The 18,142-nt window shown below is 46.4% G+C and carries 13 protein-coding genes, 1 tRNA gene and 3 pseudogenes; 12 read left to right on the top strand and 5 right to left on the bottom strand.

Annotation, left to right across the window (positions count from 1 at the left end; genetic code table 11):
• Positions 1 to 179: 179 nt before the first annotated feature.
• The 3 genes from rsgA to QZV86_RS06300 are packed head-to-tail and all read right to left on the bottom strand — an operon-like array spanning position 180 to position 2,667.
• Entirely contained in the window at positions 180 to 1,076 is an 897-nt protein-coding gene (gene rsgA, locus QZV86_RS06310) for a ribosome small subunit-dependent GTPase A (RefSeq protein WP_292921708.1), read from the bottom strand.
• Entirely contained in the window at positions 1,073 to 1,414 is a 342-nt protein-coding gene (locus tag QZV86_RS06305; protein ID WP_295625126.1) for a 4a-hydroxytetrahydrobiopterin dehydratase, read from the bottom strand. The genes rsgA and QZV86_RS06305 overlap by 4 nt, the downstream gene beginning before the upstream one ends.
• The gene (locus QZV86_RS06300) at positions 1,411 to 2,667 is read right to left on the bottom strand and encodes a M48 family metallopeptidase (RefSeq protein WP_295625124.1); all 1,257 of its coding nucleotides are present in this window, start codon (positions 2,665 to 2,667) and stop codon (positions 1,411 to 1,413) included. The genes QZV86_RS06305 and QZV86_RS06300 overlap by 4 nt, the downstream gene beginning before the upstream one ends.
• Before the next feature lie 96 nt (positions 2,668 to 2,763).
• Between QZV86_RS06300 and orn the strand changes: the two genes are divergently transcribed.
• Positions 2,764 to 3,309, top strand: coding sequence for an oligoribonuclease (gene orn, locus QZV86_RS06295; protein WP_295625122.1), 546 nt, complete (start codon positions 2,764 to 2,766; stop codon positions 3,307 to 3,309).
• 139 nt (positions 3,310 to 3,448) lie between these two features.
• Positions 3,449 to 3,856, top strand: coding sequence for a calcium-binding protein (locus QZV86_RS06290; RefSeq protein ID WP_295625120.1), 408 nt, complete (start codon positions 3,449 to 3,451; stop codon positions 3,854 to 3,856).
• Positions 3,857 to 3,958: 102 nt separating this feature from the next.
• On the opposite strand, the gene QZV86_RS06285 is transcribed toward QZV86_RS06290, so the two are convergent.
• Positions 3,959 to 5,362, bottom strand: coding sequence for a pitrilysin family protein (locus QZV86_RS06285; RefSeq protein ID WP_295625117.1), 1,404 nt, complete (start codon positions 5,360 to 5,362; stop codon positions 3,959 to 3,961).
• A gap of 77 nt (positions 5,363 to 5,439) precedes the next feature.
• Here QZV86_RS06285 and ftsY point away from each other — a divergent pair, with 77 nt between their 5' ends.
• The 5 genes from ftsY to QZV86_RS06260 all read left to right on the top strand — a co-directional run bounded on the left by ftsY (position 5,440) and on the right by QZV86_RS06260 (position 9,189).
• On the top strand, positions 5,440 to 6,465 hold the full coding sequence (gene ftsY, locus QZV86_RS06280) for a signal recognition particle-docking protein FtsY (RefSeq protein ID WP_295625115.1): 1,026 nt from the start codon (positions 5,440 to 5,442) through the stop codon (positions 6,463 to 6,465).
• A 33-nt stretch (positions 6,466 to 6,498) separates the two neighbouring features.
• The gene (gene ftsE / locus QZV86_RS06275) at positions 6,499 to 7,152 is read left to right on the top strand and encodes a cell division ATP-binding protein FtsE (protein WP_295625112.1); all 654 of its coding nucleotides are present in this window, start codon (positions 6,499 to 6,501) and stop codon (positions 7,150 to 7,152) included.
• Positions 7,149 to 8,060, top strand: a complete 912-nt coding sequence (gene ftsX, locus QZV86_RS06270) for a permease-like cell division protein FtsX (RefSeq protein ID WP_295625111.1) — start codon at positions 7,149 to 7,151, stop codon at positions 8,058 to 8,060. Before ftsE ends, ftsX begins: the two co-directional genes overlap by 4 nt.
• A 112-nt stretch (positions 8,061 to 8,172) precedes the next feature.
• Positions 8,173 to 9,018, top strand: a complete 846-nt coding sequence (gene rpoH, locus QZV86_RS06265; protein ID WP_295625109.1) for an RNA polymerase sigma factor RpoH — start codon at positions 8,173 to 8,175, stop codon at positions 9,016 to 9,018.
• A 78-nt stretch (positions 9,019 to 9,096) separates the two neighbouring features.
• Positions 9,097 to 9,189, top strand: a tRNA-Ser gene (locus QZV86_RS06260).
• Positions 9,190 to 9,336: 147 nt separating this feature from the next.
• Here the strand turns inward: QZV86_RS06260 and QZV86_RS13800 are convergent.
• Positions 9,337 to 9,576 (bottom strand): annotated as a pseudogene (locus tag QZV86_RS13800) (transposase); the annotation flags it as partial.
• A gap of 426 nt (positions 9,577 to 10,002) precedes the next feature.
• Here QZV86_RS13800 and QZV86_RS06255 point away from each other — a divergent pair.
• The 5 genes and pseudogenes from QZV86_RS06255 to QZV86_RS06240 all read left to right on the top strand — a co-directional run bounded on the left by QZV86_RS06255 (position 10,003) and on the right by QZV86_RS06240 (position 18,093).
• A pseudogene (locus tag QZV86_RS06255) lies at positions 10,003 to 10,978 on the top strand (IS1595 family transposase).
• Between the two features lie 12 nt (positions 10,979 to 10,990).
• Positions 10,991 to 11,182: a DUF2726 domain-containing protein gene (locus tag QZV86_RS13795; RefSeq protein WP_366925690.1), complete on the top strand. Its 192-nt coding sequence runs from the start codon at positions 10,991 to 10,993 to the stop codon at positions 11,180 to 11,182.
• 757 nt (positions 11,183 to 11,939) lie between these two features.
• A pseudogene (locus QZV86_RS06250) lies at positions 11,940 to 12,917 on the top strand (IS30 family transposase).
• A gap of 86 nt (positions 12,918 to 13,003) precedes the next feature.
• Positions 13,004 to 14,245, top strand: a complete 1,242-nt coding sequence (locus QZV86_RS06245) for a hypothetical protein (protein ID WP_295625107.1) — start codon at positions 13,004 to 13,006, stop codon at positions 14,243 to 14,245.
• Complete coding sequence (locus tag QZV86_RS06240) at positions 14,245 to 18,093, top strand: Ig-like domain-containing protein (protein WP_295625105.1); 3,849 nt, start codon at positions 14,245 to 14,247, stop codon at positions 18,091 to 18,093. Before QZV86_RS06245 ends, QZV86_RS06240 begins: the two co-directional genes overlap by 1 nt.
• The last annotated feature ends 49 nt before the right edge of the window (positions 18,094 to 18,142 follow it).

Genomic DNA, 18,142 nt, shown 5'->3' with positions numbered 1-18,142 from the left:
TCCAACCCCCAGGACCTGCGTTATTCAAAATTGCACTTCAAACTTGAATCCGCCTAAATAAAAATCGTCGAAATACCGCGAGATAACAAAATGCAGTGTCGTAGTATTTTGGTGAAACATCTGCACCAAAGTGGTTAACACGCTTTGCCAAATGGATCTGAATACCCCAAAAAGCAATCTTACCTACGTAGTAGTCGATGATAAAAGCTCAGCCGTCTGGAATTAATTTTTCCTTGTTGTGTAGCTTGTATTACTGCACAACCGGGCTCAGTAATATGACGACAGTTACTGAATTTGCATTGTCCAAAGTAAGGATGAAACTCGATGAATCCCCAAGCCAAGTTTTCTTCTGCGATATGGTTCAGACCAAATTCCTGGAATCCGGGGGAATCGATGATAGCGCTATCAGCATCAAGGAAATAAAGTCGCGAATGCGTGGTCGTATGGCAACCGGAATCAAGTGCCAGTGAAATTTCCGCAGTGGCACGCCGGGCCTGCGGAATCAAGGTATTGAGCAAGGTGGATTTGCCCATACCCGATTGACCGGCCAGTACACTGAGATGGCCCGACAAATAGGGTTGTAGCGCTGAGACATCCTGCAAAGCACTTAATGGCAATACGCGATAGCCTAAGTCTCGGTAAAGCGATAGTGTTTCCATCGCAATTTGGGCTGACTCAACCAAGTCAGCTTTATTCAGCACAATCAATACCTCGATTTTCTCGCTTTCCGCTGCGACCAAGCAGCGATTAATCAATTCCTCGCTAAAGCTGGGAATCGCCGCAACAACAATGATGATTTGCGTCACGTTGGCAGCAATGATTTTTTCCTTGAATGCATCGCTGCGGTATAACAATGAAGTGCGCGGAATAACTGCTTCGATAACGCCTTGCCCTGCAGTAGTCAGCTGGTATTCAACCTGGTCACCGCAAGCAGTACCGCCTTTTTTGCCACGCATGACGCAGGAAATAATTTCTCCGCTTACTGTTTCAATCGAATAGCGTCTACCAAATGCGGCAATTACTTGTCCCGTTAAATACTTATTTTGCTGCTTAGCTTTACTAGGGCGAATGCTCAAATCGAGAACAACTTGTCGATTTTCGCCGCACAAATGAAATCATTCTCGGACAAACCGCCAATGGCATGCGTCGTGTACGTGACCACGCATTTATTATAACCAACCAGCATGTCAGGATGATGATCCTCACGATGCGAGACCCATGCCACTGCATTTACGAACGCCATTGTTTGATAACAATTCTTGAAATCATAGGTCTTGCTGATTTGTTTGCCCTGCAATCGCCAATCATCAATCTGCTTCAAGTAATCGGCAACTGTAATGTCAGACAACGGCGGCACGCCACCCTCGCACGGCTTGCATTGTTTAGACGTTAAATCACATACGGTATCGTTCATGCTGGCTCCTGACTTTGTAAATGCGCCACCCGGATTGATGCCGGTGGATGTGAATCATAAAAAGCCGAATGCAGTGGATCCGGCGTAAGCGTCGCAGCATTATCCTGGTACAGCTTTACCAGCGCTTGAATTAAATCATCCGCAGACGAATTCTGTGCTGCATAGGAATCAGCCTCAAATTCATGTTTGCGTGAATAAATACTCGAGATTGGATGCAGCAGAAAAGTAAATACCGGCATTACCAGAAAAAACAGCAGCAATGCCATCGCTGCCGACGGTACGGAAGCAACCTCTACTCCCAATCCTTCGTAAAACCAGCTTTGCCCCATCAGATACCCCAGAATCCAGAAAAATGCCAAACTCATCGCAAATGAAATCACCATGCGCTTGATCACATGGCGATGCTTGAAATGCCCTAGCTCATGCGCCAGCACCGCTTCGATTTCCGCAGGATTCAGGCGTGCCAGCAGGGTATCGAAAAACACGATGCGTTTGGTTTTGCCAAATCCGGTAAAGTAAGCATTGCCATGATTGCTGCGGCGCGAACCATCCATCACAAACAGTCCGCTGGCTTTAAAGCCGCATTTATTCATCAGTTGCTCGATGCGCGTCTTGAGCGTAGCGTCTTCCAGCGGGGTAAACTTATTAAATAACGGTGCGATCCAAGTAGGGAAAATCGCCAACACAAATAAATTGAACGCGATCCAGGCAAACCAGGCATACAACCACCAGCTTTCTCCCATTTTTTCCATCAGCCACAGCACGCAAAATAACAAGGGCGCACCTAGCAATAAGCCGAGTGCAGATTGTTTGATCAAGTCGGCGAAAAACATCATCGGAGTCATTTTATTGAAACCGAACTGTTCTTCAATTACAAAAGTACGGTAATAACTTAATGGAATTTCAGCGACGCTCATAATAAAGAAAGTGCTGATGATTAATACCATACCATGCGCTAAAGGATCATTTAGCCAGCCTGCCCAGAATTCACTCAAAACATTTAAACCACCGCCCAGTGTAAATGCGAGCAGCAATCCTGCATGCAAGAGTATGCTTGGATATCCTGCGCGCGTTTTAACGCAGGTGTAATCCGCCGCCTTTTGATGATCAGTCAAGCTAATCTGGCTAGCAAATTCTTCCGGCACCTTATCCTGGTGAATACGCACGTGACGGATATGCCTGGCTGATAGCCAAACCTGAGTTAGCGTGGTGAGTAATAGCGCAATCAGAAAAATCAATGTGAATGTTTGCATAGTATTTAAATCGAAAACAAAAGTTTATAAAAGTGACTGACGGATAGCAATATGACACAATTAAACACATTGCATTCAAATAATAGATAAACAATTATGGGACAAGATAATAATAACCTCATCTGGGTCGACATGGAAATGACCGGACTCAATCCAGATACCGATCGTATCATTGAAGTCGCTTTAGTGATAACCGATTCGCAATTGAATATGGTTGCCGAAGGCCCAGTTTTGGTAGTGCATCAACCCAATGAAATACTTGATGGCATGGATAAATGGAACCAGTCGACTCATTCCAAATCGGGGTTGATTGACAAAATTAAAGCCTCCAAACTGACGGAAGCCGAAGTAGAAGCACAAATGATCGAATTTCTAAAATTACACGTGCCGTCAGGGATTTCTCCGATGTGCGGTAATTCCATCTGCCAGGATCGGCGCTTTATGGTTCGTTCGATGCCACAGCTAGAAACCTACTTTCATTACCGCAATCTGGATGTCAGTACTTTAAAGGAGCTGGCAAAACGCTGGAAGCCGGAAATCGCAGCAAGCTTCTCCAAAGATGCTAAACACGAAGCGCTGGCGGATATTTATGATTCCATCAATGAACTCAAGCACTATCGGCAACATTTCATCGTTGCCTGAAAATGGTGACGAAATTTATGCTTGTCGATTTATTTAGTACTCGACATTGAAATTAACTTACGAACTTTCAGGATCTATTCGTTTCTAAAAAACGAGGATTGTTTATCCTTTCGCTGACTCATTATTTATGGAGAACAAGATGCATCTAAAAAGAAACTTGCTTTCAATCGCTATCGGAGCTGCTTTTATAGTTACACAATTTGTAACTCCGGTTATCGCTGCAGATACCGCTCAAAACAGCAGCCAGCAACACCAAAGCGGACAACACTCAGGACATAGTCATAGTGACACAAAATCTAGCGGTGAGCACAATCACGGCCACCAGTGTGCAAGTAAAATGTCATCAGTGGATACAAATAAAGATGGCAAAATAAGTAAAGAGGAATTTATGAAGCACCATGAAGCCATGTTTGACAAAAAAGATACCAACAGAGATGGTTTCCTGGATGAAGCCGAAAGGCGCAGCATGAAGGAAAAGATGCATAAGCACGATCACGGCAAGCAACAAAATAGCGGCGATCATGCACATGGAGATGCTAAGAAATAATCGCGCAGCCTTCTGCTTTGACAGCGGTCTTTTATCCCCTTAAAGGCCGCTGTTAAAATAAACAATCCCGTGGCAAGACCACAGAGAATCGCAAGTTCAATTCTAATGTCTTAAACTGCCCGGCACTTTGCTCGGAGCTTTCTGTTCCAGCGGCTGTGGATCTAAAACAGCGACCGTCAAACCATCATCAATGAAATATTTTTTTGTCACATCGCGTATCTGTTCAGCAGTGACTGCTTTTAATTTTTCCAGAATGGTATCTATGTCACGATACGATAATCCTGTACTTTCCAGCCTACCAAGCTGCATGGCCTGAGAAAAAATGGAATCTTGCTGATACACATGACCCGCAATCACCTGCGCTTTCACCCGGGTAAGCTCTTCTTCTGTAACGCCCTCTTTAATAATCTTTTCGATCTCGGACCGCAGTGCCTGCTCCAATTCGACTACCGTTCTGCCAACGCTGGGTACCGCACTAATAAAGAAAATACTCGGGCCACGCGCGATCGCACCATAACCCGCACTGGTGGAATTAGCGATTTGACTTTCCCGCACCAGTGACTTGTTCAGCCTGGCCGAAGCATGCCCGTCCAGAATCCCCTCCAATATTTCCAGCGCATAAGGTTCCCAGTCTTCATTAACACTTCTAATCGCAGGCGCATGAAATCCCATGATGAGATAAGGCAGCTCTGCCGGTGCCTTGACGCTTATCCGTTTAGTGCCTAGCTGCGGTGGCTCGATTTGCGGTTTGCGAGCGTTGATCGCTAATAAGGGTTTCGATTGAATTGAGCCGTAGTTTTTTTGCGCTAGTCGAAACACCTCTTCTGCGTCGACATCTCCGACGATTATCAATGTTGCATTATTGGGCGCGTACCAGCGATCGTACCATTCCTGCGCATCTTCCACTTCCATGTTTTCCAGATCATTCATCCATCCAATGATTGGATTCTTGTAAGGATGCGACTGAAAAGCAACGGCCATCATTTTTTCATATAAGAGCGAACGCGCTTGATCGTCGGTACGTAACCTTCTTTCTTCCATCACCACTTTGATTTCTTTTTCGAATTCTCCTTTGGTTAGGACTAGGTTACGCATCCGATCCGCCTCCAATTCCATCGCCATCGGCAAATGTTTTTTATGCAATTGTTGATAATAAGCAGTGTAGTCATAACTTGTGAAAGCATTCTCACGCCCGCCAGCGGCCGCAATTTTTTTTGAGAACTCAGCGTCGGGAATTTTCTCCGTGCCTTTGAACATCATATGCTCCAGAACATGCGCGACACCGGTTACACCATTGATTTCATCAACGCTGCCCGCCTTGTACCAGATTTGAGTCACCACAACCGGCGAGCGATGATCTTGTTTCACAATCAATTTCAGACCATTATCGAGTAAATATTCATGAGGATTGGCAAATGCTGATGATGAGATCAGCAGATTTATTAGCAACAAAAGTCCAGAGATTGAGAAAGTGTTAAAAAAAGTGATGCGGTAATCAGGTTTCATTTTTACCAACCTAAAGTGAATAAACAGAATAAAATTGAGGTTTGAGAATTCCTCTGCATATTTGAGAGCCTACCAGAATGTTTAGTTTTTTTAAATCCAAAAAAGATCCTGCAGACTCAGGTGAAACACCAGCCAAACCCGATGCCGAGCTAGAATCCAAGCCGGAGGAATCAATCAGTTTTGCCAGTAAACTGAAACAAGGTCTTGCACGCACCCGGCAGAACTTGGGCAAACAACTATCAGGTCTATTTAGCGGCGGCAAGATTGATGAGGAATTTTACGAAGAACTGGAGACTATTTTGCTGACTTCCGATATAGGTGTCAGCGCAACCCATCAATTACTTGAAAATCTGCGCAAGCAAGTCAGGCGCGATGCATTAACAGATTCCATACAATTAAAACAAGCGCTTAAGGAATCTTTGATCGCCATGCTCGAGCCACTTGCCCAACCATTCGATACCACTACGCATAAACCTTTTGTCATCATGACAACGGGCGTCAATGGCGTAGGAAAAACAACCTCGATCGGGAAGCTTGCCAAATATTTTCAAACACAAGGTCAGTCAGTGCTATTGGCTGCCGGTGACACATTCCGAGCAGCAGCGCGTGAGCAATTAATCGCGTGGGGAGAGCGGAACAATGTTACGGTAATAGCACCGGACAGTGATCCGGACAAAAAAAGTGATCCGGCTGCGGTAATTTATGACGCAGTCAACTCAGCCAAAGCGCGCGGCATAGACATTGTACTGGCGGATACGGCTGGGCGCTTAACTACTCAGCTGCATTTGATGGAAGAAATTAAAAAAGTAAAACGTGTGATTGCAAAGGCGATGCCGGATGCCCCACATGAAGTGTTGCTGGTATTGGATGCCAACACGGGACAAAATGCAATTGCGCAAGTGAGAGCCTTTAATGACGCGCTGAACGTCACCGGATTGATCCTGACTAAATTGGATGGTACCGCAAAAGGCGGTGTAGTCGCAGCTATTGCAGGACAATACCCAGAGAATCCTCCCGCATTACGTTTTATTGGCATTGGCGAAGGCTTAGATGATTTAAGACCATTTGATGCCAGAGAATTTGTCGAAGCGTTGTTGGATTGAGAGTTACTGACAAGATAGCAATATATTAAATATATGATCACCTTCAAAAATGTCTCCAAACGTTATCCAGATGGCTACACCGCGCTGAATAACGTTGACCTTGCGGTAGAATCTGGCGAAATGGTATTCTTGACTGGGCATTCGGGTGCAGGTAAAAGTACATTATTAAAGTTGATTGCTGCAATAGAACGTCCGACTTCTGGCGTTATCGCAATCAGTGGACAGAATATCGCCCAACTCAAACCCGCCGCGATTCCCTATTTACGGCGCAAGATCGGTTTCATTTTTCAGGATCACAAGCTTCTGTTTGACCGCAATGTTTTTGAAAATGTTTTGTTGCCGCTGCAAATCAGCAATTTTGATAACAATACGGCGGCGTCCCGAGTGCGCGCCGCGCTGGATAAAGTGAGCCTGTTAAAAAAAGAAAAAGTTATGCCCATCACACTATCGGGTGGCGAAAGACAACGGTTGTGTATCGCGCGTGCAATCGTTCATCGACCTACTATTCTGATCGCCGACGAACCAACAGGCAATCTTGATGTTGATTATGCCCGGGATATTATGGCCATGTTCAGGTCGTTCAATCAGGTAGGCGTTACCGTGTTGATCGCAACGCATGATGCCTCCCTATTGGAAGACACCCAACATCGCATTCTGTCACTCAAGCAAGGAAAACTGGCCGCATGATACGCGCATGGCTGATGCAACATGGGTTTGTGTTTTTTCACACATTCAAACGACTAGCTTCCTCACCCGTTACCGTTTTACTCAGCATCACCGTGATGGGTATCGCACTTAGCCTGCCGACCGGTATCTATGTGTTGATGGAAAACTTGCAATCGGTATCCGGGCAAACAGCTAGCTCCCCGCAGATCAGTTTGTTTCTTAAACAGGATGCAAAAAAAGAAGATATTGATAAGGTCCAACAACGCCTGAAAGAAGTCTCACAGATCGTAAACTATCAGTTTATTCCAAAAAACGTTGCACTTACTCAGTTACAACAAAGTAGTGGGACCACCGATATCGCCGCCAATTTAGCCCACAACCCACTTCCAGATGCGTTCATCGTTTATACCCGGGAGCATACATCAGACTTTCTAGAACAGTTGAGACTGGTCATGCAAAGCTGGCCGGAAATTGCGCATGTACAATTTGACTCCGCTTGGATTGACCGGTTGAATGCGCTGCTTAAATTGGGGCGCTCGCTCGTGCTCATGCTAGCTACATTGCTGAGTATTGCAATCATTGCGATCATGTTTAATACCATTCGTCTGCAAATTCTGACTAAACGTGACGAAATAGAAATATCCAAACTCATCGGTGCAACCGATAGCTTTATACGTCGTCCTTTTCTTTATTTCGGCGCCATCCAGGGGGTGTCTGGAGGTATCGCAGCTTGGCTCATCATTATGTTGGGTATTGATGTGCTAAATCGAGAACTAGCACAATTTGTGCAACTATATGATTTTAATATAGAAATTCAGCATCTTTCTCTGCAAGATAGCATTAGCTTGCTATTGTTTTCTGCTTGGCTGGGATGGTTAGGCGCACGTATTTCTGTTGCAAACCATCTCTGGCAAATCGAACCTAAATAAGCTGAGATCTCATAGCGAAACTTTTTAAATACTTGGCACTCATAAACTGAGAGTGCTAAAATATGTTTAAAGTAGTGCACGGTCACAAACGTTTATTCAGGAGATTATTACAATGACGAATGCTTTAACGCTACCCACCACGGGTGGAAGTATTGAAGGCTATATTCAGTCTATTAATTCTTTTCCTATACTTACGCAAGAGGAAGAAACTAGCTTGGCTCGGCGACTATGGAATCATGGCGATATCGAAGCTGCGCAGCAGTTAATTATGTCTCATCTGCGTTTTGTAGTCGCGATAGCACGTGGCTATAAAGGATATGGTTTGCCCCAAGCTGATTTAATTCAGGAAGGTAATATCGGATTAATGAAAGCAGTCAAACGCTTTGATCCTGAACGCGGAGTGCGATTGGTATCTTTTGCCGTTCATTGGATTAAAGCCGAGATTCACGAATTCATCATGCGCAACTGGCGTCTAGTTAAAATTGCCACCACCAAGCAGCAGCGCAAATTATTTTTTAACTTGCGCAGTATGAAACATGGTTTGGACACCATGAATCCGCAAGAGGTTGATGCAATGGCTGCCCAGTTGGGTGTTAAAGCAGAAGAAGTCGTTGAAATGGAAAAACGTTTCAGCGGCTCGGATATTTCTCTGGAGCCCACTTCGGATAATGAGGATGACACATTCAGTCCAATCAGTTATCTGACGGATGGCGCAGAACCATCGCAACTCCTAGAAAAAGAACAAATTGCCTACCTGCGCGAAAAAGGATTACAGCAGTCACTTGATTGCCTGGACGAACGAAGTCGCCATATCATCGAGGCTCGTTGGTTAAGGGAAAGAGATACCGCAACACTACATGATCTCGCCGGTGAGCTTGGTGTATCGGCAGAGCGCGTTCGTCAGATTGAAGCTAAAGCACTACAAAAAATGCGTGGCGTCATGAAAGTCTCTGCATAAAGTATAAATTTGAACTATCATTCCAAGCACCCGCTAACTTCTCACAAAAGGTTAGCGGGTGTTGCACTTCTAAAAACCGGAGAGGTACCGAAGCGGTCATAACGGCGCTGACTCGAAATCAGATGGTCAGGTTATCCTGGCACATGGGTTCGAATCCCATCCTCTCCGCCATTTGCACATCCGTAGAGACCTTTGAAAAATTCAACGAATTTCCAAACTCGTTACAATTTCTTATTTTTTTTGTGTGTGGAAGAGTATCTTTTAGTAATTTCCTTGCTGAAATCACGCGAGCAATCACTTTTATCGATTATTATCGGCTCAGAAGGCGCATCTCTCCTGTGATTGCACTAGTAGCTGTCTATCAACATACAATCTGGGCAGCCTTTTTAGGTTGTATGCCATAGCTTGCAAGATATGCCAGGCATGTGCTTTGGCTTTGCCCCGGTAACGCAGCACCTTGGCTCCAAACCAGCGTGCCGGGCTACCAAAGGTTCGCTCTACAACATACCGGGCTTTGGAAATCAAGCTATTGCGTTCAATTGCCTCTGTGTCAGCGGCTTGTTCTTCACTGTCTTGTCCTGAATGCCACGTGCTTTCAAGGCTTCACGGTGTTTCTGACTACAGTAAGCTTCGTCCGCATGATCTGGGTGCTCGGTTCGATCTTGGTTTTATCAAGCAGAGTCAGTAGCGGTTTGCTGTCATGTTGATTGGCCGCAGTGGTTTCAACAGCTAACACCAAAACATTATTGTATCGTCATTCGCGCCTGAAAATGACTCTAACCGTGCAAAGCTATTGTTTTATCTAAAAATTCTTGGTACGCTTGCTTTGCGGGCATGTTCGACCCTTTGCATTTTAATTAGTCGTCCCTGAAAAATTCCCGTCAATCGCTATCTTGCGAGCAGCAGTTTCAAAAGGCTCTGTAGCAATCAATTGTTGAATTGAGAGTCAAATGTGTATCGGAATGCAAAAAAGAGGTATGCATGATGAAAGCATCTGAATTCAAAGATTGGATAAAATCGATTGAGCGAATGAGCCGCAGTCAGCGAGACAAGCTTCGAGAGAGATTAGAAGGAAAAGCCGGTGCTGATACGATCATAGAATTGATTGAACAAGGGCAGAGTGATGAACGAATTTGTCCCTATTGTCAGGGAACAAAGCTGTATCGGTGGGGTAAAGCGAGTGAGTTGCAACGCTATCGATGCCGCCACTGTAATCGCACGTTTAATGCCCTGACAGGCACTGCGTTGGCCCGATTACGCCACAAAGACAAATGGTCTGATTATGAAAGCGATGGTTCAAGGGTTAAGTGTACGTAAAGCAGCGATCAGGTGCGGAATCACCGAAAACACGAGCTTTAAATGGCGTCATCGTTTTTTGCGAGCGCCTGCAATCCATCAATCTAACAAAATGAATGGCATTGTTGAAGCTGACGAAATGTATTTTCTGGAATCTTTTAAGGGACAACATCATTTACCGAGAGCCGCACGCAAACGAGGTGGAAAAGCTGCCAAGCGTGGCACATCAAAAGAACAGATACCCGTGTTAGTGATACGAGATCGTCATGGTGAAACTGATGATCGTATACTGCGTGACACAAGCGCAGAACAAATCGGAACAGTGCTTATCCCTTTGTTAAGCAAAGATGTCATTCTTTGCACAGATGGAATGCCCGTCTACAGACAGATCACCAGGAATGCAAAAATTGTTCATCGTCCGGTTAACATTGCCGCAGGTCAACGAGTCATCAACGATGTTTATCACATTCAGCATGTTAATGCTTATGGCAGTCGGCTCAGACAATGGATGGCGAAGTTCCATGGTGTGGCAACACGCTATCTTGCAAGTTATCTGGGGTGGCATAGAATGATTGACCGTCTCGGTCAGAACGTTACACCAACACTTTGTTTTCTAAGATCACTTGGAAGAACAAGACAATTTCAACAGTTAATTACTACATAGCCTAAAAAAACATTGGCCATTGTAGCTGTTCTTGAACTTTATGACAAAAACCACAACCAGAGTAAAGTGATAAAAAGAGATGCGTTTGTAGAAAAAGCTTGTCAGAGTGCCAATGTAAAGTTGGTGCGCTTTCAATGTCGATCCAGTTATGAGCTTCAGTATGTCTGGGAGACTGTATTAAATTCTTTAAATCTACAGACATAAAATCCAATTTCCAACAGACAGCAAATTTGTGTATATGTGATCAAGTGTTAAAGTGTGCACACAGGAACACATTAAACGGTGCAATTTACCACACATAATGTAGATTCTAACAAACATGTTCACAAAGTAATTGTGTGGTTTTAAAAACTTTTTGCTTTGGCGTAAAACTTAATCTCTACCGGGTTTAATTCCTCGCTCCTTGGGGCGAGGAATTAAACCCGGTAGAGATTAAATTCTGCTGTGTAATTCTCATGTAGTTTCCTGCTCATTCTAAACTCCTTCTTTTCGTCATTTTATACGATAAAAAAGTGTCCATTATTTTCAGCAGGGGTAGAATGGCGGCCGGATTTGAAAAAAATACACCCTATTCTTTTATGTCCTCTTAGACGTAGAACCCCTAATTTGACTATTTTTTGCAATAGAGTCTATCGCAGAGATTCTTCCTATTGATCGCGAGTGACAGTTTCAATCGGATAATTTTAACAACTGAGCGTCCCAAAAACCAGGACATTTGTCCTGCAAGGACTACCGTAATGTCCTGGGATTTAGAGGGCAAAAATGCTATGTACGTCATAAGAAATCTTTGATAGATTCCTATGAATCTAAAGAGTAGTCGAATTATTTTAATCTCTTCCGGGTTTAATTCCTCGCTCCTTGGGGCGAAGGCTGGTTGAAAACCAGCAGGTTGAAGAGTGAAGTTAATACCCGGCACGCTTAATAATCAACTGCAACACCTAGAAGAGTTTAAGATGTTGAGATGGAAAAAATAGAGAAGCAGTACAAGCAGTTAAATGCTGAAGAAAGAGCGGTGATCATGTTAATGGGAGAAGAAGGTAGTGGATTGGGGAAAATAGGAAAATTTCTGAAACGTTTACCCAGTACAATTTCACGAGAACTCGCACGTATCCTGGGTACTGAATGTGGTTACATTGCGTTGCTGGTTGGGGCACGGGCTATTCGGCTAAGATTAAAGCCATGCAAGGAATTGAAGCTGGTGATGGGTAACGAGTTATTTGAGATTGTGAAGGGATATAATTGGTCATCTGAATAAATTGCAGGCACACTGCAGCGCATGTTCCCGGACAATTCAGAACACCGAATCAGCCACGAGACGATTTACTACACGCTGTATGCCCATGCCGCGAGTTGAGCTGCGGCGTGAATTGATCGCTTGCTTACGCTGGATCCGGGCGTTCCAAGACTCTTGTTGCCAGTGGATATGGCCACATCGCGGCAATGCAAAGTATTCATTTGCGCGCGCCGGAAGTGACGGATCGTTTGATTCCAGGGCATTGGGGAGCAAAGGCAAAGGCGCGAGGAACCGTTCTGCAGTTGGTACATTTGTTGAACGCGCTACCTTGATGGTGGTGGCCAAGATGCCCGATGGCACGGCACAATCAGCCCTGGATAGTTTCAGCGAGGCACTCAGCGAATTCTTCCTGAATTGCGCAAAACCTTCACCTACGACCAAGGGCGTGAGATGAGCAAACATGCGCAACTGACTGAGCGAACCGGCGTGGCTGTTTATTTCTGCGATCCACACAGACCTTGGCAACGGGGGGTCAATGAGAACACCAACGGATTATTGCACCAGTATTTGTCTAAAGGAGCGGATTTATCCAGCTACACACAAGAACAACTCGACGCTATTGCATGGAGTTTAAATACGAGACTGAGAAAATCTCTCGGCTTCCGATCACCAGTAGAAGTTTACTCTGAATATGGAGCTCGCTAAATTTGCCAATAAACATTAACTGTTGCAGTTGGTACTATAGCTTGATTGCAGTTATTACTTGAATCTATCATAAGGATAAAATGGAAATGACCAAAATATGGCATCAAAGGCTTGATCTGCAGCTGCAGCAATTCTATGCCACTGCTAGGTTATTATTATGCGTTGATCAGCACTTATCACTCCAGAGGGATATCCTTAGCTTGTTGTGGCAAATACCCTTTCGGATAATCTCTGTGATTTTGCTTTGCGCGGGACTCGCAGCGGTTCTTGCTGAACACGCCAAAGCTGCTGAAATCACTACCTATATAGCTACGCAGGTAGATATTATACCCATGGGATCGAAGCGTATCGCGCGAGCGATGAACGACAGTGGCGATATTGTGGGGACAGTCAAGAGGGAAGATAACCGTGGCCCAAATGGCGTAATTTGGAAAAATGGCGGACAGCTAGAGATTATAAAATCGCAGGGAGGAGGGGATTATAGCACTGCTTCCGGCATCAATAATAGGCTTAAAATCGTAGGCTCAACAAATACAGACACTGGAATGCACGCCTTTCGTCTCGGGCAAAATGGCGAACCTGTTCTCCTTGAAATGCTTCCAGGCGATACCGGCAGCGCAGCGTTGGCCATTAGTGGTTCAGGAAAGGTTGCTGGGTGGTCGAGTGGACCCACTGGAGTTCGAGCTGTTATATGGAGCCCCGCAGGTGAAATTCTGGCGCTACCAGCACTGTCCATTAGCAAGTCATGCCGGGGTCTAGCAATTAACGACAATGGGGATGTTGCGGGAGTGTGTGACATCGACTCAGGGCCGCGTGCGGTGCTATGGAGTGGCGGCTCCGACAAAACTGCTCTGGATCTAGGCACGCTTCCTGGCGATCATTGGAGTGAAGTGTTAAGTATTAATAACAAGGGTGATGTCGTTGGAACTTCCGGCGATGAGGAGAGTAACCGGTACCACGCCGTTCTCTGGCCTAATGGGAGCGCCATCAAGGATCTAGGCACACTTCCTAATCAGACGTCGAGTAAAGCGCTAGCAATCAATAATAAAGGTACGGTGGTTGGAGTCTCAAGCTATAACAGTGAGGGGCATACATCCGAGGAACGCGCATTCGTATGGACAAATCAAAGAGGCATGCAGGATTTGAACGACTTGCTATTGCTGAGTTCCGGCTTCGTACTCTCTCATGCAATCGCGATTAGCTCCCATGGGATCATTGCCGCAATTGGCCACGATAAGAACGCATCCCATGATAGTCACCCACATGATACTCATGAGCTTTCACTTCAAATCTTCCGACTAAACCCGCAATTGGATGGCTCTAGATAATGTTTAATCGTAACTTTATATTTATTATAAACACTGTCGCTGTCCTGGTAGGAGGGTTCTGTGCCACTACAGTAAGGGCGGCACCTGATCTCATCGGAGAATGGGAACAGATCCTGCCGGGATTACCCTTCTTTCCAGTCCATACCAATCTGTTGCCGACAGGGAAGATAATGGTCTGGCCAGGAAATGGCGTATCCGGCAACGATCCCAGAACTTGGGATCCCGAAGACCATAGTGTGGTTGCTCTCAGTAAACCGGGTTACGACCTTTTCTGTGTTGGACATACATTCTTGGCTGACGGTACCTTGTTCGTAGCTGGCGGACACGTTTCTAATTTCGTGGGGCTGTCACGAACATCTACGTACAACTATTTAACCGATACGTGGAGCAGTTTTCCTGATATGAACGCTGGCCGATGGTATCCGACAACCACCGCTCTAGCTAATGGTGATGTTTTGACGATTTCTGGTGATATTGACACTATAGTTGGAGTCAACCCACTGCCGCAGGTATTTCAGGTATCGACGGGTACTTGGCGGGATCTTACCAGTGCTCAGCTCCAAGTAGATGATTACCCTAGGATGTTTCTGTCACCAAACGGAAAATTATTTAATGCTGGGCCCTCGGCGACAACCCGTTATCTGGATACATCTGGAACCGGTGCATGGAGCTTCGTCGCGACTAGGGGCAGTGGATACAGTGACTATGGGTCTGCAGTGATGTATGCGCCAGGTAAGATACTGGTGATGGGCGGCGGGCAGCAACCCCCCAAGAAAACGGCTGAGGTCATCGATCTCAACGAAGCATCACCAACTTGGCGTGTTGTTGGCTCTATGCAATATGGCCGAAGACATCTCAACGCAACGCTATTGCCAGATGGCACTGTATTAGTCACAGGCGGCACCTCCTCGCCAGGTTTTAATGATACTACCGGTCATGTGGATGCAGCAGAACTGTGGGATCCAGTAACCGAACAATGGACAACGCTCGCCAGCAGCGCAGGAATTCCTCGCGGATATCATTCTACAGCACTACTTCTGCCGGATGGTCGGATTTTTAGTACGGGCGGTGACTTTCAACCGGAGATCGAAATATACTCACCGCCATATCTTTTTAAGGGAGCTAGGCCAACGATCACCTCGGCGCCATCCAGTATTACCTATGGAGACTCATTCTCGGTTGATACCCCAGACGCTGCCACAATCTCCAAGGTTACTATGCTGAAAATCGCTTCGGTGACCCACGCTTTCAACCAGAGCCAGGTTATTAGCGATCTGAGTTTTTCTCAGACCGCTGGGGGACTCAGCATCACGGCTCCTCCAAACCCCAATGTGGCATCGCCGGGTTACTACATGCTCTTCATTTTGAATGGAAGCGGTGTCCCATCTGTTGCTAAGTTTGTCAATATCGGTCCCGGCCCCAAACCAACAGTCTCTATCAGCGCACCAGCAAATGGCAGTACTGTCGCAGGCTCTGTCACGCTCTCTGCCAATGCTTCTGACGACATTGGCGTCTCAGGCGTACAGTTCAAGCTTGACGGCACTAATATTGGTGCCGAAGACACTACTTCTCCTTACACTATCACGATGGACAGCACGGCTGTGGCCGATGGCCCGCACACGATTACAGCCGTTGCGCGGGATGCGGATGGAAATACGACAACAAGTCCGGGCGTGGATATAACGGTCAACAATGCCAATCCCCTCCCCGATGTCATTGTCACACAGCTTTCCTATGTTAATGGCATCTTTACGAGCACGGTTAAAAATCAGGGTACCGCAGCTACCCCTGCAGGTGTAGCTGTTGGCGTAGGATATTCAGTGGATGGTAAATACAAGACCTGGGGCGCTGTAAACGGGCCCATGGCCGCAGGAGCATCTGTCATTATTGGTACCAATGGGACGCCCTACACCATTCCTGATGGAACACACACGATGACGGCTTATGTTGATGACGCAGAGCGGTTTGCGGAGTTGGACGAAACTAACAATCAGATCTCCATGCCAGTTACCGGCGGTATAACTGACATTATAGCTCCCACCGTCTCCATAACTATCCCCATCGAAGGTATTACTGTTTCTGGCTCTTCTGTCACGCTCTCTGCCAGCGCATCTGATAATGTCGGTGTGTCAGGGGTGCAGTTCTTAGTCAGTGGTGACTATCCGCTCGCTGAAATTACAACAGCGCCATACACTGTCACGTGGAACAGCATGGCCGTGGCCGATGGCCCGCACACGGTCACAGCCGTTGCGCGGGATGCAGCAGGAAACACGGCAACAAGTCCAGGCGTGGGTATAACGGTCAGCAACGCCACGCCTTTCCCCGATGTCATTGTCACGCAGCTTTCTTATGCCAATGGCATCTTCACGAGCACGGTTAAAAATCAGGGTACCGCAGCGACCCCTGCAGGCGTAGTTGTCGGCATGTCATACTTAGTGGATGGTAAATACAAGACCTGGGGCGCTATAAACGGGCCCTTGGCAGCTGGCGCATCTGCCACTATTAGCACTAATGGTGCACCCTACACCATTCCTGACGGAACACACACGATGACGGCTTATGTTGATGACTTAAACCGATTTATGGAGTCGAACGAGACTAACAACCAGTTTTCCGTACCGATTGCTGTTGGCGGAACAAGTCCCACCGTCTCCATAACTACCCCCACCGAAGGTACTACTGTTTCGGGTTCTTTCATCACGCTATCTGCTAATGCAGCTGACGACATTGGCGTCTCAGGCGTACAGTTCAAGCTTGACGGCACTAATATTGGTGCCGAAGACACTACTTCTCCTTACACTATCACGATGGACAGCACGACCGTGGCCGATGGTCCGCACACGATTACAGCCGTTGCGCGGGATGCAGATGGAAACACGACAACAAGTCCAGGCGTGGGTATAACGGTCAGCAACGCCACGCCTTTCCCCGATGTCATTGTCACGCAGCTTTCTTATGCCAATGGCATCTTCACGAGCACGGTTAAAAATCAGGGTACCGCAGCGACCCCTGCAGGCGTAGTTGTCGGCATGTCATACTTAGTGGATGGTAAATACAAGACCTGGGGCGCTATAAACGGGCCCTTGGCAGCTGGCGCATCTGCCACTATTAGCACTAATGGTGCACCCTACACCATTCCTGACGGAACACACACGATGACGGCTTATGTTGATGACTTAAACCGATTTATGGAGTCGAACGAGACTAACAACCAGTTTTCCGTACCGATTGCTGTTGGCGGAACAAGTCCCACCGTCTCCATAACTACCCCCACCGAAGGTACTACTGTTTCGGGTTCTTTCATCACGCTATCTGCTAATGCAGCTGACGACATTGGCGTCTCAGGCGTACAGTTCAAGCTTGACGGCACTAATATTGGTGCCGAAGACACTACTTCTCCTTACACTATCACGATGGACAGCACGACCGTGGCCGATGGTCCGCACACGATTACAGCCGTTGCGCGGGATGCAGATGGAAACACGACAACAAGTCCAGGCGTGGGTATAACGGTCAGCAACGCCACGCCTTTCCCCGATGTCATTGTCACGCAGCTTTCTTATGCCAATGGCATCTTCACGAGCACGGTTAAAAATCAGGGTACCGCAGCGACCCCTGCAGGCGTAGTTGTCGGCATGTCATACTTAGTGGATGGTAAATACAAGACCTGGGGCGCTATAAACGGGCCCTTGGCAGCTGGCGCATCTGCCACTATTAGCACTAATGGTGCACCCTACACCATTCCTGACGGAACACACACGATGACGGCTTATGTTGATGACTTAAACCGATTTATGGAGTCGAACGAAACTAACAATGGGTTTTCTCAATTGGTGACAGCGCCATGAATTCTACTCTCTATTGTGCTGGTTTATCAACAACATCTATGAGTTAATA

It is taken from the genome of uncultured Nitrosomonas sp. (genome assembly GCF_902826915.1).
GTDB lineage: Bacteria > Pseudomonadota > Gammaproteobacteria > Burkholderiales > Nitrosomonadaceae > Nitrosomonas.
Note: the sequence above shows the minus strand (reverse complement) of the source record. Positions and strands in the feature narration are given on the sequence as shown.